Origin of the sequence: Pseudomonas sp. R2-60-08W (genome assembly GCF_003852335.1) — a bacterium.
In the GTDB taxonomy this organism is placed as follows: domain Bacteria; phylum Pseudomonadota; class Gammaproteobacteria; order Pseudomonadales; family Pseudomonadaceae; genus Aquipseudomonas.
Genome location: NZ_CP027731.1, coordinates 4812187 through 4833665 on the forward strand (window position 1 = coordinate 4812187; position 21479 = coordinate 4833665).

General features: G+C 61.6%; 21 protein-coding genes and 1 pseudogene. 8 read left to right on the forward strand and 14 right to left on the reverse strand.

Annotation, left to right across the window (positions count from 1 at the left end; translation table 11 throughout):
• The first annotated feature begins 139 nt into the window (after positions 1–139).
• Together C4J90_RS21985 and C4J90_RS21990 are read left to right on the forward strand one after the other, a co-directional pair.
• Positions 140–481 (forward strand): zinc ribbon domain-containing protein YjdM, encoded by a 342-nt coding sequence (locus C4J90_RS21985; RefSeq protein ID WP_017254008.1) that lies wholly within the window; start codon positions 140–142, stop codon positions 479–481.
• A 159-nt stretch (positions 482–640) separates the two neighbouring features.
• Positions 641–898 (forward strand): hypothetical protein, encoded by a 258-nt coding sequence (locus C4J90_RS21990; RefSeq protein WP_003194088.1) that lies wholly within the window; start codon positions 641–643, stop codon positions 896–898.
• 135 nt (positions 899–1033) lie between these two features.
• On the opposite strand, the gene C4J90_RS21995 is transcribed toward C4J90_RS21990, so the two are convergent.
• Positions 1034–1651 carry an FKBP-type peptidyl-prolyl cis-trans isomerase gene (locus C4J90_RS21995; RefSeq protein ID WP_124420807.1) on the reverse strand — a complete coding sequence of 206 codons (618 nt, stop codon included), beginning with the start codon at positions 1649–1651 and terminating at the stop codon, positions 1034–1036.
• Positions 1652–2084: 433 nt separating this feature from the next.
• Between C4J90_RS21995 and C4J90_RS27515 the strand changes: the two are divergent.
• Together C4J90_RS27515 and C4J90_RS27520 are read left to right on the forward strand one after the other, a co-directional pair.
• Positions 2085–2966 (forward strand): annotated as a pseudogene (locus C4J90_RS27515) (methyl-accepting chemotaxis protein); the annotation flags it as partial.
• Positions 2967–3164: 198 nt separating this feature from the next.
• Positions 3165–3869, forward strand: coding sequence for a methyl-accepting chemotaxis protein (locus C4J90_RS27520; RefSeq protein ID WP_372237510.1), 705 nt, complete (start codon positions 3165–3167; stop codon positions 3867–3869).
• Positions 3870–4496: 627 nt separating this feature from the next.
• Here the strand turns inward: C4J90_RS27520 and C4J90_RS22005 are convergent.
• From C4J90_RS22005 to C4J90_RS22020, 4 genes are read right to left on the reverse strand one after another with little or no spacing between them, the layout of a single operon-like run.
• On the reverse strand, positions 4497–4865 hold the full coding sequence (locus C4J90_RS22005; protein WP_124420809.1) for a glyoxalase superfamily protein: 369 nt from the start codon (positions 4863–4865) through the stop codon (positions 4497–4499).
• A 29-nt stretch (positions 4866–4894) separates the two neighbouring features.
• Positions 4895–6358 carry an amidohydrolase family protein gene (locus C4J90_RS22010; RefSeq protein WP_124420810.1) on the reverse strand — a complete coding sequence of 488 codons (1464 nt, stop codon included), beginning with the start codon at positions 6356–6358 and terminating at the stop codon, positions 4895–4897.
• Between the two features lies 1 nt (position 6359).
• Positions 6360–7220 (reverse strand): MurR/RpiR family transcriptional regulator, encoded by an 861-nt coding sequence (locus C4J90_RS22015; RefSeq protein WP_124364374.1) that lies wholly within the window; start codon positions 7218–7220, stop codon positions 6360–6362.
• Positions 7221–7245: 25 nt separating this feature from the next.
• Positions 7246–8595: a gluconate:H+ symporter gene (locus tag C4J90_RS22020; protein ID WP_256658886.1), complete on the reverse strand. Its 1350-nt coding sequence runs from the start codon at positions 8593–8595 to the stop codon at positions 7246–7248.
• Between the two features lie 245 nt (positions 8596–8840).
• On the opposite strand from C4J90_RS22020, the gene C4J90_RS22025 reads away from it, so the two are divergent.
• The gene (locus tag C4J90_RS22025) at positions 8841–9215 is read left to right on the forward strand and encodes a lysozyme inhibitor LprI family protein (RefSeq protein WP_124364376.1); all 375 of its coding nucleotides are present in this window, start codon (positions 8841–8843) and stop codon (positions 9213–9215) included.
• Positions 9216–9217: 2 nt separating this feature from the next.
• Here C4J90_RS22025 and C4J90_RS22030 read toward each other — a convergent pair whose 3' ends face one another.
• The 4 genes from C4J90_RS22030 to C4J90_RS22045 all read right to left on the reverse strand — a co-directional run bounded on the left by C4J90_RS22030 (position 9218) and on the right by C4J90_RS22045 (position 13550).
• Positions 9218–10663, reverse strand: coding sequence for a SulP family inorganic anion transporter (locus C4J90_RS22030; RefSeq protein WP_124420811.1), 1446 nt, complete (start codon positions 10661–10663; stop codon positions 9218–9220).
• Between the two features lie 196 nt (positions 10664–10859).
• Entirely contained in the window at positions 10860–11753 is an 894-nt protein-coding gene (locus tag C4J90_RS22035; RefSeq protein WP_124415584.1) for an NAD-dependent epimerase/dehydratase family protein, read from the reverse strand.
• A 103-nt stretch (positions 11754–11856) separates the two neighbouring features.
• Positions 11857–12753 (reverse strand): LysR family transcriptional regulator, encoded by an 897-nt coding sequence (locus C4J90_RS22040; protein ID WP_124364379.1) that lies wholly within the window; start codon positions 12751–12753, stop codon positions 11857–11859.
• Positions 12754–12782: 29 nt separating this feature from the next.
• Complete coding sequence (locus C4J90_RS22045; protein ID WP_124415585.1) at positions 12783–13550, reverse strand: sulfite exporter TauE/SafE family protein; 768 nt, start codon at positions 13548–13550, stop codon at positions 12783–12785.
• Between the two features lie 93 nt (positions 13551–13643).
• Between C4J90_RS22045 and C4J90_RS22050 the strand changes: the two genes are divergently transcribed.
• Positions 13644–14540 (forward strand): LysR substrate-binding domain-containing protein, encoded by an 897-nt coding sequence (locus tag C4J90_RS22050; protein ID WP_124420812.1) that lies wholly within the window; start codon positions 13644–13646, stop codon positions 14538–14540.
• Here the strand turns inward: C4J90_RS22050 and C4J90_RS22055 are convergent.
• Both C4J90_RS22055 and kynU read right to left on the reverse strand, forming a co-directional pair.
• The gene (locus C4J90_RS22055) at positions 14486–15895 is read right to left on the reverse strand and encodes an amino acid permease (protein ID WP_124420813.1); all 1410 of its coding nucleotides are present in this window, start codon (positions 15893–15895) and stop codon (positions 14486–14488) included. The genes C4J90_RS22050 and C4J90_RS22055 overlap by 55 nt on opposite strands.
• A 155-nt stretch (positions 15896–16050) precedes the next feature.
• Positions 16051–17301 carry a kynureninase gene (gene kynU / locus C4J90_RS22060; RefSeq protein WP_124420814.1) on the reverse strand — a complete coding sequence of 417 codons (1251 nt, stop codon included), beginning with the start codon at positions 17299–17301 and terminating at the stop codon, positions 16051–16053.
• Positions 17302–17444: 143 nt separating this feature from the next.
• Here kynU and C4J90_RS22065 point away from each other — a divergent pair, with 143 nt between their 5' ends.
• Positions 17445–17918 carry an Lrp/AsnC family transcriptional regulator gene (locus tag C4J90_RS22065; protein ID WP_124368330.1) on the forward strand — a complete coding sequence of 158 codons (474 nt, stop codon included), beginning with the start codon at positions 17445–17447 and terminating at the stop codon, positions 17916–17918.
• 124 nt (positions 17919–18042) lie between these two features.
• Here C4J90_RS22065 and catA read toward each other — a convergent pair whose 3' ends face one another.
• From catA to C4J90_RS22080, 3 genes are read right to left on the reverse strand one after another with little or no spacing between them, the layout of a single operon-like run.
• A complete protein-coding gene (catA, locus tag C4J90_RS22070) occupies positions 18043–18972 on the reverse strand; it encodes a catechol 1,2-dioxygenase (protein WP_124420815.1) in 930 nt (309 codons plus the stop codon).
• A 42-nt stretch (positions 18973–19014) separates the two neighbouring features.
• Complete coding sequence (gene catC, locus C4J90_RS22075; protein ID WP_124420816.1) at positions 19015–19305, reverse strand: muconolactone Delta-isomerase; 291 nt, start codon at positions 19303–19305, stop codon at positions 19015–19017.
• Positions 19306–19317: 12 nt separating this feature from the next.
• Positions 19318–20445: a muconate cycloisomerase family protein gene (locus tag C4J90_RS22080; protein WP_124420817.1), complete on the reverse strand. Its 1128-nt coding sequence runs from the start codon at positions 20443–20445 to the stop codon at positions 19318–19320.
• A gap of 114 nt (positions 20446–20559) precedes the next feature.
• Here C4J90_RS22080 and C4J90_RS22085 point away from each other — a divergent pair, with 114 nt between their 5' ends.
• The gene (locus C4J90_RS22085) at positions 20560–21435 is read left to right on the forward strand and encodes a LysR family transcriptional regulator (protein WP_124415590.1); all 876 of its coding nucleotides are present in this window, start codon (positions 20560–20562) and stop codon (positions 21433–21435) included.
• Positions 21436–21479 lie beyond the last annotated feature (44 nt).

Genomic DNA, 21479 nt, shown 5'->3' on the forward strand with positions numbered 1-21479 from the left:
TCAGTCGCCGAATATATCGACTGGCAAACCGCCATCGGGAGCAAGCCCCCTCCCACATTTGGATTTCATACAACCTGTAAGACCACAATCCCCTATATAATGTGCGACTTTTAGCCATCCTGACTCTCAAGGAGCTTTAGTGAGCACGTTGCCACCCTGCCCGAAATGCAATTCCGAATACACCTACGAAGACGGCGCCCAGCTGATCTGCCCGGAATGCGCCCATGAGTGGTCCGCCAATGGCGAGGCCGAAGCCGCCGGCGATGAAACCGTGAAGAAGGACTCTGTGGGCAATGTCCTGCAGGACGGCGACACCATCACCGTGATCAAGGACCTCAAGGTCAAGGGCACTTCCCTGGTGGTGAAAGTCGGCACCAAGGTCAAGAACATCCGCCTGTGCGACGGCGACCACGATATCGATTGCAAGATTGACGGCATCGGCCCGATGAAACTCAAGTCCGAGTTCGTGCGTAAAGTCTGATCTTGCTGCAACCATCCCACGCCCGCCGTGGGATGGCGTTTCGCCCTCTTGCTTGACCCGCCTCAATCTCCACACAGAAAAAAGCGCAAACCGCCAATAGGCACTTGCTATTCTACGAATAAGAATTATTCTCATTGAAACCCATCAAGGAGAACGACCATGACTTATTTGATAGACGCCTGGCTGGACCGTCCACACCCCTACCTGCGGATCCTGCATCGGGAAACCGGCGAAGTCTGTGCTGTGCTGGAAGAAGAAGCGCTGAATGAGCTGCAGGACCAGGGCGACCTGGACGTGAATGGCCTGAGCTCCAGTGAGCCTGGGGTGCTGAAGGAAGTGGTGAGGAATCTGTTTTTGTTCTGCTATGCCCGAGCGTTGCGCCCGGCGACGGAGCTCAATGGCAAGTTCCACCCATGAACCACCCTGCAAAACGCTGTAGGAGCGAGCTTGCTCGCGAAGACCGCATAAACAACGCGCTCATCCAGAATGCCCGCGTCATCGTTGACGTTTTTCGCGAGCAAGCTCGCTCCTACAGGTGATCAACAGCAGGTCTTACAGAACGTCGAGCAGCTCGACGTCGAACACCAGAACGCTGTGCGGCGGGATGCTGCCAACGCCTTGAGCGCCGTAAGCCAATTCGCTCGGCACGTACAGGCGCCATTTGCTGCCGGCATTCATCAACTGCAGGGCTTCGGTCCAGCCGGCAATCACGCCGCCCACCGGGAATTCTGCAGGCTGGCCACGCTCGTAGGAGCTGTCGAATACAGTGCCGTCGATCAGAGTGCCGTGGTAGTGAGTACGCACTTGGTCTTCACGGGTCGGCTTGGCGCCATCACCGGCAGTCAGCACTTCAAATTGCAGGCCCGAAGCCAGGGTGGTAATGCCGTCACGCTGGGCGTTTTCAGCCAGGAATGCCAGGCCGGCGCCTGCAGCGGCTTCAGCTTTGGCCGCGGCTTCAGCTTGCATGATTTCGCGGATCACCTTGAAGCTGGCCGCCATTTGCTCTTGGTCAACACGGCTTGGCTTGCCACCGAACGCGTCGGTCAGGCCGGCCAGGATTGCATCGAGGTTGACGCCTGGTGGCGGGTTGTCGCGCAGTTGGTCGCCCAACTGACGGCCGATACCGTAGCTGACGCGGGTTTCGTCGGTGGACAGATTAACTTCGGACATGAAGAGGCTCCGCTGTAGGACAACACGGTTTCCCGTGCCGTCCAAAACTAAAAGGGCCCGCAGACTAGCACACAAGACCGGCCCATGATCAGCCCTCTCCGGCTCCCAGAGCGCCGGGGCGTAGCTCTGGCATCCGATCATTGTCCCCGTCCTGGCATGGATCGAGCGCCCTTTCGACGGCCAGCGAGAAAAGTATTTCAGAATTGCCCTTTGCCGCCGATACAGCCCTACACATCTTGGCTGGCTCAAACAACAACACCCCGTCCAGCAGACAGACATCACTCTCAAGGAGCTTTCGATGAACAGCTGGTTCGGTAACATCAGCGTCAACCTCAAACTCGGCCTGGGCTTTGGCCTGGTACTGGTCCTCACCTCGATCCTGGCACTCACCGGCTGGACCAGCCTGGGCGGCTTGATCGACCGCAGCAACTGGATGAGCGACATCACCCAGCTCAACGCCTCGCTGACCAAGCTGCGCATCGTGCGCCTGCAATACATGCTGGCCAACGGTGACGAGGCCGTGGCGCAGAACGTACAGACCAGCCTCGACGCCTTCGTCGGCCAGCAACAAAAACTGCTGGACAGCTTCAAGAGCCCGGAAAACCTCAAGCTGCTCAATGAACAGAAAGCCGTCATCACGGCCTATCAGCAGTCCTTGAACAAAATGCGCGAGGCCTATCGCAACGGCAACGCTGCGCGCCAGGTCATGGGCGACAAAGCCGACATCGCCAACGCACAAATCAACGCCCTGGACACCAGCGTGCAGCAGATGCCCGACAGCCCGGAGCGCTTCGCACAGTTCCAGGCCGTGACCGACGCCAAGGAAGAGTTCATGCTGGCGCGCTACGAAGTGCGTGGTTACACCAACACCGTCAACGCAGAAAACGAAGCCCGCGCCGCTGCACAAATCGACAAAGCCATCGCGAGTTTGAAAAGCCTCAACGCCGTCTTCGGCACCAGCCAGCAAACCGCGCTGGCCTCGCTGGACACCGCACTCGGTGCCTATCGCAGCGCCGTGCAGAGCTACAAGGCCGCCAACACCAACATCGTCACCGCCCGTGCCGAGATGACCACCCAAGGCACCGATATCGTCACGATCAGCGACAAGCTGTACGACATCCAGCTGGAACGTCGTGACGCCGAAAGCGCCCAGGCCCGTAGCCTGCAATTGATCAGCACCTTGCTGGCCCTGCTGGTGGGCATCATCGCGGCGCTGGTGATCACTCGCCAGATCACCCGTCCGCTGCAAGACACCTTGGCGGTAGTCGAACGCATCGCTTCCGGCGACCTGAGCCACAACATCCAGGTGACTCGTCGTGACGAACTGGGCGTGCTGCAACAAGGCATCCAGCGCATGGGCACCACCTTGCGTGAACTCATCAGCGGGATTCGTGATGGCGTGACCCAGATCGCCAGCGCCGCCGAAGAGTTGTCGGCCGTGACCGAGCAGACCAGCGCTGGCGTCAACAGCCAGAAGATCGAGACCGACCAGGTCGCCACGGCGATGCATGAAATGACCGCCACCGTGCAGGAAGTGGCACGCAACGCCGAACAGGCCTCCCTGGCCGCCGCCGATGCCGACGGTCAAGCGCGCGCGGGCGACAAAGTAGTGGCCGAGGCCATCGCCCAGATCGAACGCCTGGCGGCTGAAGTGGCGCGTTCCACCGACGCCATGGCCCATCTGCAACAAGAGAGCAACAAGATCGGCAGCGTGATGGATGTGATCAAGGCCGTGGCCGAACAGACCAACCTGCTGGCCCTCAACGCAGCGATTGAAGCAGCGCGCGCCGGTGAAGCCGGTCGTGGGTTCGCCGTGGTCGCCGACGAAGTGCGCGGCCTGGCCCAGCGCACACAAAAATCCACCGAGGAAATCGAAGGCCTGGTGGCCGGCTTGCAGAACGGCACCCAACAAGTGGCCAACGTGATGAACAACAGCCGCAGCCTCACCGACAGCAGCGTCGAGCTGACGCGCAAGGCTGGCGTGTCGCTGGAAAACATCACCCGTACCGTGTCGAATATCCAGTCGATGAACCAGCAGATCGCCGCCGCCGCCGAAGAGCAGAGCGCCGTGGCCGAAGAGATCAGCCGCAGCATTGTGAACGTACGCGATGTGTCGGAGCAGACCGCTACGGCGAGCGACGAGACGGCCAAGTCGAGCGTGGAATTGGCGCGTTTGGGCAGCCAGTTGCAGCAGATGGTCAGTCATTTCCGGGTGTAAGAAATCAAAAAAAGCCGCCTCGGGATTAACCGAGGCCGCTCCACTTCTCAAACCTTAATGGTCGTCGAAGCTGTCCCGCAGAAACTTCCATACGTGATAAGCACGCAGGCAGTTCACTACGAGGTTCCATGTACGTCGTGCAAACTTAGACATACTCGGCCCTCCGTGAGTTGGGCCTTACCTCCAGCGCACTTACCGGAACATGTGGGCCTTTGGATGCAGGTCAATGCATCTTTGAGGCGGCCGGGTTGATGGGCCTTCCGCTTGAATCCGGCACGGATTACTAGCCCGTGGCGGTCGGTCCGAAAATCGCGCGCATACCCGGCGCACCCAAAAGCGACAAACGCGGAACGAAGGAGAGACTACCCAAAACTCCACGTGAAGGTGTGACAAGCAGTGGCCAAATATCCAGTATTGTTCGTGGGATCTATTGCAGAATTTTTCGACTGAGAGAGAAGTTTGATAATCGATGGGCACTGGCCACCGGTCAATCTTGCGTGATGATAAGACCAAGGTTAATATCCGCCTGCAGGTCAATGCATCTTTGAGATCGCGATCCAGCCACTCACTGGATTGCAAAAAAAACCGCCCTACTAAGGCGGTTTTTTATTGTCTGCAATTTACCTCTCAGCTCTCCCCCTCCTCGACAAACACCAGCCGATTCCCAAACGGGTCCTTGATACTCATCTCCCGCGAGCCCCAAGGTGTTTCCTCCACGCCAGGCTTGGCATAACGGTAGCCCTTGGCCTGCAATTGCTGCTGGTACGCGTCTATCCCCTGCGCCTGGATCCGCACCGCTGCGCCCGGCGACGCATCGCCATGATGCTCGGACAAATGCAGCACGCACTCGGCCAGCGACACCTGCAGGTACAACGGAAAATCTGCCTCGAAACGATGCTGCCAATCGACCTTGAACCCGAGGAAGTCGACATAGAATTCCAGCGCCTTGGCCTCGTCGAAAATCCGCAGGATGGGGGTGACTTTTCCTAAGTGCATCGCGATGGCTCCCTGTTTGAAAGCACCCACTATAGAGGCGAAAAACCCCGGCGCAAATCCCCGTTGCGCGCCAGGAATCGACCCGAGCGCTGCCCCGTCGCCTGCCCTTCGCTGTAGCTCAACACACCGTTGACCCACACGCCATCAATGCCCTCGGCTGCCCGCTGTGGTTCTTTGAAGTCCGCTACATCCCGCACGCGTAACGGGTCGAACAACACCAGGTCAGCCCAGTGCCCTTCACGAATTTCGCCTCGCTCGGCCAGGCCAAAACGCGCCGCCGACAGCCCGGTCATCTTATGCACCGCTGTGTGCAACGGGAACAACCCGACATCCCGGCTGAAATGCCCCAGCACCCGTGGAAACGCACCCCACAAACGCGGATGGGGAAACGGGTCTTCAGGCAACCCATCCGAGCCGACCATCGACAAGGGGTGCGCCAAAATGCGCCGCACATCCGCCTCATCCATCCCGTAGTACACCGCCCCCGCCGGTTGCAGGCGGCGGGCTGCGTCCATTAAAGGAACATCCCACTCGGCGGCAATGTCCTGCAGGTCACGCCCGCCCATTTCAGGATGCGGTGTAGACCAGGTGATGGTGATACGGAACGCATCGGTGACTTGCTTGAGGTCCAGAGTCGAAGAGCTGGCCGCATAGGGATAACAATCACACCCTACCGGATGGGTTTTCGCCGCCGCTTCAAGTGCCGCCAGCAGTTGCGGGCTACGTCCCCAGTTTCCCGCACCGGCACACTTGAGGTGGGAAATAATCACCGGGACCTTGGCATGCAGGCCGATCAGGAACGCTTCATCCATTGCCTCCAGTACCGGCTCGAATTCACTGCGCAAGTGAGTGGTGTACACCGCGCCATAAGCCGTCAGTTCTTCGCTCAGTTGCAGCACCTCGTCGGTGTCTGCATTGAATGCGCTGGCGTAGGCAAGGCCAGTGGATAAACCCAGGGCTCCGGCCTCCAGACTCGCCTGCAACTGCATGCGCATGCCCGTGATTTCGTGGGCCGTGGCCGTGCGGTGCAGGTCGTCCATATGATTGCTGCGCAGTGCCGTGTGGCCGATCAGGGCGGCGACGTTGACCGCAGGGTGGGCTAGTTCCACCGCCGCGCGATAATCGACAAAGCGCGGGTAGGCAAAAGCCTCGGCATTGCCCAGCAGGTTCATCGGGTCGGGCGGATTACAGCGCAGGCTGACCGGTGAGGCGCTGATGCCGCAGTTACCGACAATCACCGTGGTCACGCCCTGGCTGAGTTTGGGCAGCATCTGCGGATGGCGGATAACCACCGTGTCATCGTGGGTGTGCACGTCGATAAACCCCGGCGCCAATACGCGGCCTGTCGCGTCGATTTCATACTCGGCCATCGCTGTGGACAAGTCGCCGATCGCCTCGATGCGCCCATCACGCACGCCCACGTCAGCGACATAACCTGCACGGTTGCTGCCATCAATGATCTGCGCCTGGCGAATCAGCGTGTCGTACTTCATATCAGTCTCCGAGCGGCAGGCTGTCGGGGCCGCCGCGATAGTCATCCAGGGCCAGCTTGATCCGGCGCAGGCGCTCCTGGTTGGCGTCAGGCATGGCCAGCGCCAGCTCGGTGGCAAGCAGGTCGATAGCCAGCAGCATGCCGTAGCGCGCAGCCGTGGGTTTGTAGATAAAACTGGTTTCAGCCGGTTGCAGCGGCAACAGCACATCCGCCAACTCGGCCAGTGGGGAGTCGGCCAGGGTGATGGCGACAACGCGTGCGTCGTAGTTGCGCGCCAGCGTCACCACATCCAACAGCTCAGGCGTAAGGCCGGTCAGCGAGCACACAATCAGCGCGTGTTCCGGCCCCAGGGTCGCAGCGGTCACGCGCATCATCACCGGGTCATGGCAGGCTGCAATCGGATAGCCCAGGCGTACCAGGCGCACCTGTAACTCATCGCTGCACAGGCTCGATGGGCCGCCCATGCCGAACGCGTGGATCATCCGCGCCTTGCCCAACAGGCTCACCGCATCGACAAAGCTGTCTTGATTGAACCCTGACAGGTGCTGGCGCAGCGTCGCTTCGATATCACCCAGAATCTGCCGATGAAACGCCGACTGTTCCGGCAACCCCGCCGGGTCGAGAAAGCGGCTGCCCACGCCGCTGGCCTGGGCCAGTTGCAGGCGCAGGTCACGCAAGTCGCGGCAACCGACACTGCGGGCAAAGCGCGACAGGGTCGCCGTACTGACCTCGGCCCGTTGCGACAACGCTTCCAGGCTGGCCGACGCGGCAAAGCCCACGTCATCGAGCAGCAGCTTGGCGATACGCCCTTCGCCGGCGCTGAAGGACGCCTGGCGGGCGCGGATCTGGTAGAGGATGTCCATGGGGCTCCGAGTGACAGGATGCGGCTCATAAAACCAGAGACAGGCCGTAGGTGAGAGCGAAGGCAACCACCGAAATCAACGTCTCCAGCACGGTCCAGGTCTTGAAGGTCTGGATCACCGTCATATTGAAGTATTCCTTGATCAGCCAGAAGCCGCCGTCGTTGACGTGGGAGAAAATCACCGAACCCGCACCGGTCGCCAGTACCAGCAATTCCGGGTGTGGATAACCCAGGCCCAGGGCGACCGGCGCGACCACGCCGGAGGCCGTGGTCATCGCCACCGTGGCCGAGCCCGTGGCGATCCGCATCAGCGCGGCGAACAACCAGCCCATCACCAGCGGCGAGAGCTGGAACGCATTGGCCAGGCCAAGGATTTCGTGGGTGACACCGGCGTCCACCAGGATGCGATTCAAGCCACCGCCCGCGCCCACCAGCAGGGTGATGCTCGCCGTCGGCGCCAGGCACTCATTGGTGAACTTGAGGATCGACTCACGGTTGAAGCCCTGGGCCAGCCCCAGGGTCCAGAAACTCACCAGGGTCGCCACGAGCAGCGCAATCACCGAGTTGCCGATGAATAAAAGGAACTGGTTGAAGCCGGTGCCCGGCGTGGAAATCACATTGGCCCAGCCGCCAATCATCATCAGCACCACCGGCAACAGGATGGTGCCCATGGTCAGCGCGAAGCTCGGCAGACGGGTACGCGGTTCGCGCTCGATGAACTGGCGTTCCAGCGGGTTTTCCGCCGGCAGGTGAATGTGCGGCACGATGAACTTGGCATAGACCGGGCCGGCGATGATCGCCGTAGGAACACCGACCAGGATCGCATACAGCACGGTCTGCCCAACCGAGGCGTTATACGCCAGCACCGCCATCATCGCCGCCGGGTGCGGCGGCACCAGCGCATGCACCACCGACAGGCCGGCGACCATCGGCAGGCCGACCATCAGGATCGACACGCCCACGCGCCGCGCCACGGTAAAGGCGATCGGCACCAGCAACACAAAGCCCACCTCGAAAAACAGCGGCAGCCCCACCAGAAACGCGATGCAGACCATGGCCCAGTGGGCATTGCGTTCGCCGAAACGGTTGATCAACGTGCGCGCCACCTGCTCGGCGCCACCGGACTCGGCCATCATCTTGCCGAGCATGGTGCCCAGCGCCACCACCAAAGCGATATGCCCCAGGGTCTTGCCGACCCCCGCTTCGTACGAGCCCATGATGGTGTCCGCCGGCATCCCGGCCATCAGCGCCAGGCCAATGGACACCAGCGTGATAACGATAAACGGGTTGAGTCGGTAACGTGCAATCAGCACGATCAAAGCAATGATGGCGATGGCAGCGTATGCCAATAGCCCGAAGCCCGGTGATGCGGCCATGCGGTACTCCTCGGAAAGGGTCACGTCGAATAGGTTGTGAAACTCATAAATCATTACCGAGGAGGATTTTCAAATTATATGAAAGTAATTTTCGCCCAGGGATAAGCGCTGTCGCGGTGGGATATGCCCGACACTGTCGTATGAAAATTCGAGGAGTGTTCTTACATGAGGATCAGAAAAGGCTGGAAACTCAACCCACGCGGTTGAGTCATAGAATGCACATCCACTGCTGCCAGGAACCGAACATGATGCGTTTCACACTTGCCGCCCTGCTGATTACCCTGTGCGGCAGCGCCGCCGCCGCCGATAACCCGGCACTGAAAAAATGCATGGACGGCGCCAACACCACCGCCGAGATGGTCGGTTGCAACGTCAAGGAGGCCAAGGTGCAGGATGCCCGGCTGAACAAGGCTTACAAGACCGCGCTGGCCGCTCAGGAAGGCAACCGCAAGGACCAGTTGCAAGACCTGCAGCGCCTGTGGATCAAATACCGTGACGCCAATTGCGCCTTTGCCGGCAGTGCCACCGGCGGCACCATCGACCAGGTCAACGGCTCCGGCTGCGTACTGGACATGACCCAGACCCGCGCCCAGGAACTGGAAGACCTGGTCGGGCCGTAACCCTAGTCGTGATGAACCTTCGCCCGCTTGAGCAGCTTCTTGCAGCGCTCCGACAAATGCAGCACGCGCACCTGCTTGCCCGCCTTGCGGTAGCGCTCGCGCAAGGTCATCAGCGCGGCAATCGCTGAATAATCGACGAAGCTCAGGTGCCGGCAATCGAGCGTCACCTGGGCCGGGTCGTTGGCTGGGTCGAATTGATTCAGGAACGGCGTGGTCGAGGCAAAGAACAACGTGCCGTGCAGACGATAAAGTTTGCTGCCGTCGGCTTCCAGGTGTTCATCGGCATACAGCTCGCGGGCCTGTTGCCAGGCGAAGTTCAGCGCCGCGATCACGATGCCGCACAGCACTGCGGTCGCCAGGTCAGTGAACACGGTGATGACCGTCACCGCCATGATCACCAGCACGTCATTGAGCGGCACCTTGTTGATCACCCGCAACGACGCCCAGGCAAAGGTCTGCTGTGACACCACGAACATCACCCCCACCAGCGCCGCCAGCGGAATCCGCTCGATCAGCGGCGACAGAAACAGAATGAACAGCAGGATCATCACCCCGGCAAACACCCCGGAGAAACGTCCACGCCCGCCGGAACTGAGGTTGATCACGGTTTGCCCGATCATCGCGCAACCGCCCATGCCGCCGAACAGGCCCGAGACCATATTCGCCGCGCCCAGGGCCACGCTTTCGCGGTCGGGGTAGCCACGGGTTTCGGTGATCTCGTCGGTGAGGTTGAGGGTCAGCAGGGTTTCCAGCAGACCGACCATGGCCATCAGGAACGCATACGGCGCGATGATGCCGAGGGTTTCGAAGGTCAAGGGAATCTGCGGTAGGGCGAAGGTCGGCAGGCCGCCCGCGATGTGCGCCATATCGCCCAGGGTGCGGGTGGGCAGGCCGAGCAGGTACACCGCCAGGCCCACGCCGAGGATCGCCACCAGGGCCGGTGGCACGGCGCGGGTCAGACGTGGCAGCAGGTAGACGATGGCCATGGTCACCACGACCAGCCCGGCCATCACGCACAACGGTGTACCGCTGAGCCAGGTTTCACCGTTCTTGAAGTGCTCCAACTGCGCCAGCGCAATGATAATCGCCAGGCCGTTGACGAACCCCAGCATCACCGGGTGCGGCACCATGCGCACCAATTTGCCCAGGCGCAACAGGCCGAAAGCGACCATGATCAGCCCGCCCAGCAGCACCGTCGCAAGCAAATATTCCACGCCGTGTTGCACCACCAGCGCCACGATCACCACCGCCATCGAACCGGCTGCCCCCGACACCATACCGGGGCGACCACCGAACAATGCGGTGAGGGTGCAAATGATGAAAGCGCCGTAAAGCCCCATCAACGGATTGAGATGGGCCACCAAGGCAAAGGCGATGCATTCGGGCAGCAAGGCAAATGACGTGGTGAGGCCGGCCAGGGCATCGGCGCGCAGACGGGTGAGCTTCATGGAATACCAGGGAGTTGCGGGGGATAAGGCGAGGAATGGTACGGAATTGAGCGGCGCGGAGCTAGCCTTCGGGACCGAGGCGCGGCCAATCGGGGGCAAGCCCCCTCCCACATTTGACCGAGTACAGCCGGTGCGACGCGGTCTAGTGTGGGAGGGGGCTTGCCCCCGATAGCCTCACCTCAATATCAAGCGAACATCACACCATCTCGTGGCGAATCCACTCCACCACCGACGTACGCTTCGGCGCCCAGCCCAGCAGCTCACGGGCATGCTTGCCGCGCACCCGGCTGTTGGAGCCCAGGCCGTAGTTGGCCATTTCATAACCCCACTCGGCCTCAGCCTCGGCCAGCGGCCAATCCTGCGGTTCGCCCAGTTCAAGCGCTTGCGCGATGGCCGTGGTCATGTCGATAAACGAGGCTTCGCCGCTTTCGACGAAGTAGAAAGTGCCCGGCACATTCTTCGTCAATGCCAGCAGGTACAGCGCAACCACGTCTTCGATATGCACGTTGGACCAGATGTTCTGCCCTGGTCCCACGTGGCGCACGACTCCACTCTTGCGGGCCTGCTTGAGCAAGCGTGGCAATTGCACGCTGTCACGCTTCACGCCCAGGCTGTGACCATAGATCAGGGTGTTACAGATCACCGCCGAATTCACACCTTCCTGGGCAGCGGCCAGGATCAGGTTATCGATCGCCACGCGAGCGGCCTTGTCGACGGTCGGCTCCGGCAGGTTGCCCTCAACGTAAATGACCTCACTGGCCTTGCCGCCCGACGCATCGCCAACGATGCTCGAACCGCTGGTGTGCAGGAATACCTTGTTGGAACCTTTCAAGGCAGCCAGCAGGGTTTCGACGGCCGCATGGTGGTCGCTGCTGGCGGCATTGATCACCGCATCGGCGTGCTGCGCCTGCTCGGTCAATACAGCGGCGTCATCCAGGGTGCCGATCACTGGAGTGATGCCCAGTGCCGTCATTTGCGCGGCTTGCTCGGCGCTGCGCACCAGGCCGGTGACGGCGTGGCCGGCCTTGACCAGGCCGGTGGCGATGGAGCCGCCGATAAAACCGGCTGCGCCGGTAACGAATACATTCATGGAGAGTGCTCCTGACTGGGTAAGTGATGACCCAAGTATCAAGCACGCCCTGGCGTCGAATAACCCCGTACAGGCCAATTCACTCTTGCGCGCCAGTCACGAATCACACCGCATAACGTGCCAGCTTGGCCTGGATAAAATCCAGGAAACACTGGATACGCAACGCCAGTTGCGAATTGCGGTAATACACCGCATGGATCGGCTGGCGATAGCCGCTGTTGAATGCTTCCAGCAGCGGTACCAGGCGCCCGGCCTCGATGTCTTCGTGGGTCATGAAGTTGGACAGGCAACAAATGCCCTGCCCCTGCAAAGCCAGATGGCGCACGGTTTCACCGCTGGACGCGGCAATGCCCGGCTGGATCAGCCAGCTATCGCCCTCGCCATGGCGCAGCGGCCAATGGTTGAGAGTGTCGGTCTGGGTGAAGCCCAGCAAGGTATGCTCGGCCAAGTCGGCGACGGTGCTCGGTGTGCCATGTTGCTTGAGATAGTCGGCGCTGGCCAGGATGTGCAGCGGCGTGCTGCCCAGCGCGCGGGCATGCAGGGTCGAGTCGGCCAGGGCGCCGATACGAATGGCGATGTCGGTGCTTTGCTCCAGCAGGTCGATGATCACGTCGTCGCTGTTGAGCTCCAACTGGATGTCTGGGTACAGGTCACGAAACTCGCCGACGTACGGCAGGATCCCGTGCAGCATGAACGGCACCGCCGCATTGATGCGCAGCCGCCCGGCCGGTTTTTTCTGGCGTGACGACAGGCGTTCTTCCAGCGCCTGCATCTGCGCCAGGATCACCTTGGCCTGCTCGAAGAAATACCGGCCCTCCTCGGTCAGGTCCATGCGCCGCGTGGTGCGGTTGATCAGGGTGGTGTCGAGCTTGGCTTCCAGGCGCGACAAGGTGCGGCTGACCGCCGACGGCGTCTGCCCGACCTGCTCGGCGGCGGCGGAAATCGAGCCGCATTCAATCACGCTGACAAATATCTGCAGTTCATCTGATCGGGCTTTCACGGGCGGTCCTGGTTATCGGCTCGGGCTCATTATTGACCACTCAGCAACAAATGGCCTCCCAACAGCGCCATGCCGGTGAAAAAAACCCGCTTGAACCACAGCGCACTGATGCGCTGGCGCAACGCCTGGCCCAGCCACATTCCCAGCAATGCCGGCACCAGCGCCAACAACGATGCACCGACTTCGCCGCCGCCGAGTGCACCGCGCCAGGCCAGCCCGGCGGCCAACGCCAGGGTCGACACGCTGAACGACAGCCCCAGCGCCTGCACCAACTGATCACGGCTCAAGCCTAGAGCTTGCAGATAAGGCACTGCGGGAATCACGAACACACCGGTGACCGAGGTGATGAGGCCCGTGATTACCCCACACAGCGGGCCCAGCCAGCGCTCGGTTCGCGGCCCGACCTGGAAAGTGGGCAGGCATAATCCACTCACCGCATACAGCAACAACGCCCCGCCCAATGCGCGCACCACCCACGGCCCGGCGTCCATGCCCAGCCACAGCGTGCCCAGGCCGGCACCGAAAAAAATCAGCGACAGCATCGGCCACAGGCGCTTGAGCAAAGTGCCCAAGTGACCGCCCAGCGCCAGTTGCCAGAGGTTGGTGACCGTCGAGGGAATGATCAGTAACGCCGCAGCCTGTGCCGGCAACATAGCCAGGCCGAGCATGCCCATGGCCACGGTGGGCAGGCCCAGGCCGATCACGCCCTTCACCGTGCCGGCCAGCAGGAAAGTGCCGATCACCAGCATGGACAGTGCCGGGCCGAGGGTTTGGTAGAAAGCCAGTAAAGTCGTCATAAGCAGAATTGTGCGGTTTTGATGAGCGGTTGGAAATTCGCCATATACTGAGGCAGCCTCTTGTTTTGTGTGAGGCAGAGGAAATCTTGAGCCATGCACTTTGACCTGATCGACCTGCGCCTCTACCTGCACATACTGGACGCCGGCAACATCACCGCCGGCGCCGCCCGCAGCCATTTATCCCTGGCCGCCGCCAGCGCACGCATTCGGGCGATGGAGGCTTCACTGGGCGTCGAATGCCTGGAGCGTGGCCGCCGTGGCGTCACCCCGACACCCGCCGGCAAAGCCCTGGGCCGCCACGCCCGCCTGCTGCTGCAACAAGCCGAGCATCTGCAACAAGACCTGGCTGAATACGCCAACGGCGTCAAAGGCCAGGTGCGCCTGCTGTGCAATACCACGGCCCTGAGCGAATACCTGCCGGAGCGATTGGCGGACTTTCTGTGCGAGCACCCCAACCTCGATATCGACCTGCAGGAGATGCCCAGCCTGCGGATCACCCAAGCCCTGCGCCAAGGCACGGCCGACCTGGGGATCATCTCCGATGCGGTGGACAGCTCCGGGCTGCAGACCCTGCCCTTTCACGACGATCCGCTGGTGCTGATCATGCCCGTGGAGCATCCGCTGGCAGCCGGCACAGCGAGTTTCATCGACAGCCTGCAACACGACTACGTGGGCCTCGCCGCCAGCAGTGCGTTGGCGGTGTATCTGGAGGAACAGGCGCTGCATGCGGGGTTTCGCCTGCAAACGCGGATCCGCGCCGAGGGTTTCGATGGGGTGATTCGCATGGTCGCCCGGGGCGCGGGCCTGGGCATCGTGCCCAAGGCCGCCCTGGACCGCTGGCCGCCGGACGTTCGCATCAAGGCCCAGCCGCTCAAGGAGGACTGGGCCTGTCGCCACTTGCTGCTCTGCGCACGCTCGTTCGACCACCTGCCGGGTTATGCCAGGGCCTTGTTCGATGCCTTGGCCCTGCCCTTGCGGAACAACCCGTAGTACACCGCGCTCAGGATCAGCAAAAACGGCACGCCAAACACCAGGGTCATCTTGAACGCCTCGGTAAAATACGTGGTGATCATCACCGCGCCCATCAGCACCAGGCCCAACAGTGTGCTGTAGGGAAACAGGCGCAGCTCGAAGGACAACTTCGCCCCACCGTGGCGCTTGCGGTAGCGCCGAAAAAACAGGTGCGTGAGAAAGATCATGAACCAGGTGAAGATCGCGCCGAACATCGAGATCGCCATCATCAGCGTGAACGCGCTTTCCGGGTACACCAGGTTGAGCAAGGTCGCCAAGGCGATACCGGAGCTGGACAGCAGCAAGGCATTCAGCGGGATACCGCTCTTGCTCAACGCGCCCATGGACTTGGGCGCAAAACCCGCGCGGGACAGGCTGAACATCATGCGCGTGGTGATGTAGAGCTGGCTGTTCATCGCCGACAACGCCGCGATCAGGATCACGAAATTCATCACCCCGGTGGCACCGGGAATGCCGATGGTCTGCATCACCGTGACGAACGGGCTCTGGGCTTGGCCGGCCTGGTTCCACGGCACGATGGCGAGCATCAGCGCCAGGGTCAGCAGGTAGAACACCACCAGGCGCACGATGGTCGCGCGAAAGGCTTTCTTCACCGCCCGCTCCGGGTCGGCCGCTTCGCCGGCCGCCACCGCGATCATTTCCACGCTCAAGTAGCTGAAGATCGACACGATCACCGCCATCCACATACCGCTTAACCCATGGGGGAAAAACCCGCCGTGGGCCGTGTAGTTCTGCACGCCGTAATCCGGATTGCCGGAGCCGAACACCACGTACACCGCCAAGATGATGAAGCCGACAATGGCGCTGATTTTGATGGTGGAGAACCAGTATTCGAAGGTGCCGAACGTCTTCACGCTGATCGCATTGAGCAGGATCAGCACGCTGGAAAACGACACGATCCACACCCACTCCGGCACGTTGGCGAACCAGTACTTCATGTACATCGCCACCGCCGTGACCTCCGCCCCCACCGCCAACACAATTGCCGCCCAGTAGGCATACCGCACCAGGAACCCGGCCAGCGGGCTGATGTAGAACTCGGCGTAGGCACCAAAGGAGCCGGAGGTGGAATGGGCCACCGTCATCTCCGCCAGGCACCCCATCAAGATCAAGGTAATCAACGCCCCAATGGCGTAGCTCAGCAACACGCTGGGACCGGCATAGCCGATGGCGTAGGCGCTGCCCATGAACAGCCCGGTCCCAATAGCGCCGCCGATGGCGATCATGCTCATCTGGCCCGAAGTGAGCTGGCGCCTCAGGCCCAGTTCGCGGTGGGTAATGTCTGCAAAGCCGTTGCTTTCTGGCCTGGTCACGTGGCGTGCCCCTTTATTATTGTGATTGCTGCTGTTGCCACAGATCCCCTGTGGGAGGGGGCTTGCTCCCGATAGCGGTGTGTCAGTCACTGATATGCCTACTGACACACTGCTATCGGGAGCAAGCCCCCTCCCACATTGGTTTTGTGGTGCTCTTAAGTAACGCTGTTACGCACCTTGAATTGCGGCTGGTCCCAGGTGGTGTTGTCGAGAATGTCAGCGAGGATCTCCACGGCGTCCCACACGTCGGTAAAGCGTGTGTACAGCGGGGTGAAACCGAAGCGCATGATGCGCGGCTCGCGGTAGTCACCAATCACACCTCTGGCGATCAGGGCCTGGATCACTGCGTAGCCTTGCGGGTGTTCGAAGCTGACATGGCTGCCGCGCCGGGCATGTTCACGGGGTGTGATCAGCACCAGGTGATGGGCCGCACAGCGCGCTTCGACCAGGGCGATAAACAGGTCGGTCAGGGCCAGGGATTTGCTGCGCAGGCTGCTCATATCGGTGCGCTCGAAAATCTCCAGGCCGCACTCGACCATGGCCAGCGAGGCGATTGGCTGGGTGCCACACAGGTAGCGGGCGATGCCGGCACTCGGCGCATAGTTGGATTCCATCGCGAACTGGCGGGTATGCCCGAACCAGCCCGACAGCGGCTGGCGCACCAGGTCCACCAACGTCGGGTTGACCCACACGAACGCCTGGGAGCCGGGGCCGCCATTGAGGTATTTGTAGGTGCAGCCAATCGCATAATCGGCGCCGGCCGCGTGCAGGTCGATGGGCACCGCGCCCGCCGAATGGGCCAGGTCCCAGATGCTCAGCGCGCCGCATTCATGGCTCAAGGCAGTGAGCGCACGCATGTCGTACATGTAGCCGGTCTTGTAGTTGACGTGGGTAAGCATCACCACCGCCACGTCCTCATCGATGGCCTGGGGCAGTTCGTCCGGGCTGTTGACCAGCCGCAACGAGTAACCCTGTTGCAGCAACTCGGCGAGACCCTCGGCGATGTACAGGTCGGTGGGAAAGTTGCTCGCTTCACTGACGATTACCTTGCGCGCCGGCTGGCGCTGGCGCTGCACGGTCAGCGCGGCGCTGAAGACTTTGAACAGGTTGATGGAGGTGGTATCGGTGATCACCACTTCGCCCTCCCGCGCACCGATCAGCGGCGCCAGGCGATTGCCCAGGCGCTGGGACAAGTCCGCCCAGCCCGCGCTGTTCCAGCTGCGAATCAAGCCATCGCCCCACTCCTGCGCGATCACTTGTTGCGCCCGCGCCAACGCCGCCACCGGGCGCGCGCCCAGGGAGTTGCCGTCGAGGTAAATCACGCCCTCGGGCAAGGCAAATTCGCGGCGCAATGGCGCCAGCACGTCCTGGGCATCGAGGGCTTGGCAATGGCTTCGGGTGGTCATGGGTGGTCCTGGTTTTTATCGGGAATATGCAGCAAATAATGAACGAACTTTTAGAGAATTTTCGTGCAAAGTGGTGGGCGAAGGGCTATTTAAGCTGTAGGAAATTCGAATTTAACCTGCAAACACGCGGATTTATGCCAACCATGATTCTTGACGCCACCGACCTGCGCCTCCTGCATTTCCTGCAACAGGATGGCCGTATCAGCAACCAGGAACTGGCGGAAAAAGTCGCGCTGTCGCCCTCCGCCTGCCTGCGCCGTTTGCGCCTGCTGGAAAGCGAAGGCGTGATCAGCGGCTATCGCGCGGTGCTCAACGCCGAGCAGTTGGGCATTGAGCTTGAGGCCATCGTGCACCTTTCGCTGCGCCAGGATGTGGAAGACTGGCATGAGACGTTCATCCAGAAAGTGCAGGGCTGGCCGGAGGTGGCCAGTGCCTATGTGATCACTGGCGCCAGCAACTATGTGCTGCGGGTACAGGCGCGCAACCTCAAGCATTTTTCGGACTTTATCGTGAACCACCTGAACCGCACGGCGGGGGTGATGGATATCCGTTCGGAGATTGTGCTGCAGAAGATCAAGGATCGGGATGAGGTGCTGGATCTGGTGGTGCGCAAATAGCACCTGCAACAAAGTTCCAATGTGGGAGGGGGCTTGCTCCCGATGGCGGCGTGTCAGTTGACCTATTAGTGACTGACACACCGCTATCGGGAGCAAGCCCCCTCCCACATTTTTTTGACCGCGTTCAGTCCTCGAGGGCTCGGACTCGCTGCATGCGCTGTTGCTCCATCGGCGCCGTGGCGGGCTGCAATTCAAAGTCAAAATCAATCTGCGCAAACCGACCCTCCACGCCAAACTCCCGCGCCAGTTGCGGGTCGTCACTGAAGCGAATTTCGGCGATCAATTCATCGCGCGTGGCGTAGGCAAAGTCATCATGCAGATACGGGTCGTCCGACAGGTTGATCTGGGTGGTCAGGTGCCGATGACCCGGCGCCGAGATGAAGAAGTGAATGTGCGCCGGGCGCTGCCCGTGACGCCCCAATTGGTCGAGCAGCTGCTGGGTCGGCCCGGTCGGCGGGCAGCCGTAGCCAGAAGGCACGATGCTGCGAAAACGGTAGTTGCCCTGGGCGTCGGTCTCGATGCGTCGGCGCAGGTTGAACTCCGATTGCGTCGGGTCGAACCACGAATACGTGCCGCCGGTATTGGCCTGCCACACATCGACAATCGCCCCCGCCAACGGCTTGCCGTCGGTGTCGCGCACCTGCCCGCGCATGAACAGCGGTACGGCATCGTCCGTGCCATCATCCAGGCGCGCTTCGTACTTGGACAACGGCGCACCGGCCACGTACAGCGGGCCTTCGATGGTGCGCGGCGTGCCACCGGATTTGCCGGCTTCGATGTCGGCGGCGTCCATCAACAGGTCCAAGTAATGCTCCAGGCCCAGCCCGGCGGCGAGCAAGCCGGCTTCCTGGTGTTTGCCCAGTTCGTTGAGGTAATTGACCGCCTTCCAGAACTCTTGCGGGGTCACTTCCAGGTCTTCGATGATGTTCACGGTGTCGCGCAGGATCCGGTAGATCAGCGTCTTGGTGCGCGGGTTGCCGCCATCATTGAGATTGCCGCTGGCTTGTTCGAGAAACTGCTGGGCGTGGGCCGTCTGGGACAGTCGGATGGACATGGTGCAATCCTCATCTTGTAATTATCGGGTGCAAAAAAAGGCTCAGCGGTCGTCGTCATGGATCGACGACGGGTGCCGACACAGCGCATTCACTTCTATAGCCATATAGGGAAACAACGGCAGTTGCATCAGCGTGTCATGCAGGTCTTGCACGCTCTCCACATCGAACACGCTGTAGTTGGCGTAGTGCCCGGCGATGCGCCACAGGTGGCGCCATTTGCCTTCGTGTTGCAGGTGCTGGGCCAGGGCTTTTTCTTCGGCCTTGAGGCTGGCGGCGCGCTCGGGGGGCATGTCGAGCGGCAGGTTCACGGTCATTTTTACGTGGAACAACATGGAAGACGCCTCTTAGTGTTTATCCCGACGGAAGAACGCCAGGCGCTCTTCATCGATCGCCAGGCCCAGGCCCGGCGCGGTGGAGACATGCAGCTCGAAGTCGCGATACAGCAGCGGCTCGGTGAGGATGTCTTCGGTGAGCAGCAACGGGCCGAACAGTTCGGTGCCCCATGCCAGCGTGCCCAGCGTGAGGAACGCGTGTGCCGAGGCCAGCGTGCCGATGCCGCCTTCGAGCATGGTGCCGCCGTAGAGGCCGATGCCCGCCGCTTCGGCAATCGCCGCCGTGCGCAATACCGCACGCGGGCCGCCGTTCTTGGCGATCTTGAGGGCGAACACCGAGGCAGCGCCTTCGCGGGCCAGGTTGAAGGCATCCTCGACGCATTCAATGGATTCATCGGCCATGATCGGCGCCGGGCTCGACAGGTTCAGCCGCGCCATGCCGCCTCGGTTGTTGCGCGAGATCGGCTGTTCGATCAGGTCGATACCGCTGTCTCCCAGCACCTTGCAGGCGCGCAGGGCCACGGCCTCGTCCCAGGCCTGGTTGACATCGACGCGCACACTGGCGCGCTCACCCAGCGCGCGCTTGATCGCGAGTACATGGGCCAGGTCACGCTCGATTGCACCGGCACCGATCTTCAATTTGAAGATGCGATGGCGGCGCAGGTCGAGCATCTTCTCGGCCTCGGCAATGTCCTGGGCGGTGTTGCCGCTGGCCAGGGTCCAGGCCACCGGCAAGGCATCGCGCACGCGCCCGCCGAGCAGTGCGCTGACCGGCAGGTTCAGGCGCTTGCCGAGGGCATCGAGCAACGCGCTTTCGATCCCCGACTTGGCGAAGGTGTTGCCGCGAATGCTGCGCTCCAGGCGCAGCATGGCGGCGTTGATATTGCTCGCGTCCTGGCCGATCAGCAGCGGCGCGACGTGCTGGTCGATGTTGACCTTGATGCTCTCGGGGCTCTCGTTGCCATAGCTCAGGCCGCCGATGGTAGTGGACTCACCGATACCCTCGATGCCATCGGCGCAACGCAGGCGGATGATCACCAAAGTCTGGTTTTGCATGGTGTGCATCGCCAGCGTGTGCGGGCGAATGGTGGGCAGATCGACGATGATCGTTTCGATCGACGTGATGGGGCAAATCGGCATGGCAATACCCGTTGGGTTCTTTATAGGTTTGCGCCGATTCTGTGCTGCGTGGTTGAAGGGTTCCAATATAGAATTGGTCTGGTTCAATACCTTGAAGGTATTAAAGGAGCCAACATGGAACTGCGTCACCTGCGCTATTTCCAGATGCTGGGGCAGACCCTCAACTTCACCCGTGCCGCCGAACGCCTGCACATCGCCCAGCCGCCGTTGAGTCGGCAGATCCAGCAATTGGAAGACGAATTGGGCGTGGTGCTGCTCGAGCGCGGCCGGCCGCTGCGGCTGACCGAGGCCGGGCGGTTTTTCTATGAGCACGCCAATGTGCTGCTCGAGCAATTGGGCACGGTGTGCGACAACACCCGGCGCATCGGCCTGGGCGAGAAGACCTGGCTGGGCATCGGCTTTGCGCCGTCGACCTTGTACGGCGTGCTGCCGGAACTGATTCGGCGGCTGCGCACCCATGAGTCGCTGGCGTTGGAACTGGGCTTGTCGGAAATGACCACCGTGCAGCAGGTCGAAGCGCTCAAGGCCGGGCGCATCGATGTGGGCTTCGGGCGGATCCGCATCGACGACCCGGCCATCGTCCAGCGTGTACTGGTGCAAGACCGACTGGTGGCGGTGTTGCCCAGTGGTCACCCATTGCTCGGCGCGCCCGCGAGCCTTGCGCAATTGGCCGCCGAACCCTTTGTGCTGTACCCCGGCAACCCGCGACCCAGCTACGCCGACCACGTGATCGCGCTGTTCGACGCCCATGGCCTGAGCCTTAACGTCGCGCAGTGGACCAACGAGCTGCAGACCGCTATCGGCCTGGTGGGCGCCGGCATGGGTGTGACGCTGGTACCGGCGTCGGTGCAGGTGCTGCACCGGGCGGATATCGGCTACACGCCGATTGTGGAAGCGACCGCAACCTCGCCGATCATTCTCAGCCGACGGGTGAATGATCAATCGCCGGGGCTCAGTCATTGCCTGCAACTGGTTGAAGAGCTGCTCTGAATTATCCCAGACGCTGCAATTCAAATGTGGGAGGGGGCTTGCCC

Coding starts and splice junctions, on each gene's coding strand:
- C4J90_RS22020 (WP_256658886.1), bottom strand. CDS start 8,595: ATGGCCGCATCACCGGGCTTCGGGCTATTGGCATACGCTGCCATCGCC.
- C4J90_RS22065 (WP_124368330.1), top strand. CDS start 17,445: ATGATTCTTGACGCCACCGACCTGCGCCTCCTGCATTTCCTGCAACAG.
- C4J90_RS22015 (WP_124364374.1), bottom strand. CDS start 7,220: ATGGACATCCTCTACCAGATCCGCGCCCGCCAGGCGTCCTTCAGCGCC.
- C4J90_RS22005 (WP_124420809.1), bottom strand. CDS start 4,865: ATGCACTTAGGAAAAGTCACCCCCATCCTGCGGATTTTCGACGAGGCC.
- C4J90_RS22080 (WP_124420817.1), bottom strand. CDS start 20,445: ATGCCGATTTGCCCCATCACGTCGATCGAAACGATCATCGTCGATCTG.
- C4J90_RS22045 (WP_124415585.1), bottom strand. CDS start 13,550: ATGACGACTTTACTGGCTTTCTACCAAACCCTCGGCCCGGCACTGTCC.
- C4J90_RS22085 (WP_124415590.1), top strand. CDS start 20,560: ATGGAACTGCGTCACCTGCGCTATTTCCAGATGCTGGGGCAGACCCTC.
- catC (WP_124420816.1), bottom strand. CDS start 19,305: ATGTTGTTCCACGTAAAAATGACCGTGAACCTGCCGCTCGACATGCCC.
- C4J90_RS22030 (WP_124420811.1), bottom strand. CDS start 10,663: ATGAAGCTCACCCGTCTGCGCGCCGATGCCCTGGCCGGCCTCACCACG.
- C4J90_RS22035 (WP_124415584.1), bottom strand. CDS start 11,753: ATGAATGTATTCGTTACCGGCGCAGCCGGTTTTATCGGCGGCTCCATC.
- catA (WP_124420815.1), bottom strand. CDS start 18,972: ATGTCCATCCGACTGTCCCAGACGGCCCACGCCCAGCAGTTTCTCGAA.
- C4J90_RS22010 (WP_124420810.1), bottom strand. CDS start 6,358: ATGAAGTACGACACGCTGATTCGCCAGGCGCAGATCATTGATGGCAGC.
- kynU (WP_124420814.1), bottom strand. CDS start 17,301: ATGACCACCCGAAGCCATTGCCAAGCCCTCGATGCCCAGGACGTGCTG.
- C4J90_RS21995 (WP_124420807.1), bottom strand. CDS start 1,651: ATGTCCGAAGTTAATCTGTCCACCGACGAAACCCGCGTCAGCTACGGT.
- C4J90_RS27520 (WP_372237510.1), top strand. CDS start 3,165: ATGACCGCCACCGTGCAGGAAGTGGCACGCAACGCCGAACAGGCCTCC.
- C4J90_RS22025 (WP_124364376.1), top strand. CDS start 8,841: ATGATGCGTTTCACACTTGCCGCCCTGCTGATTACCCTGTGCGGCAGC.
- C4J90_RS22050 (WP_124420812.1), top strand. CDS start 13,644: ATGCACTTTGACCTGATCGACCTGCGCCTCTACCTGCACATACTGGAC.
- C4J90_RS21990 (WP_003194088.1), top strand. CDS start 641: ATGACTTATTTGATAGACGCCTGGCTGGACCGTCCACACCCCTACCTG.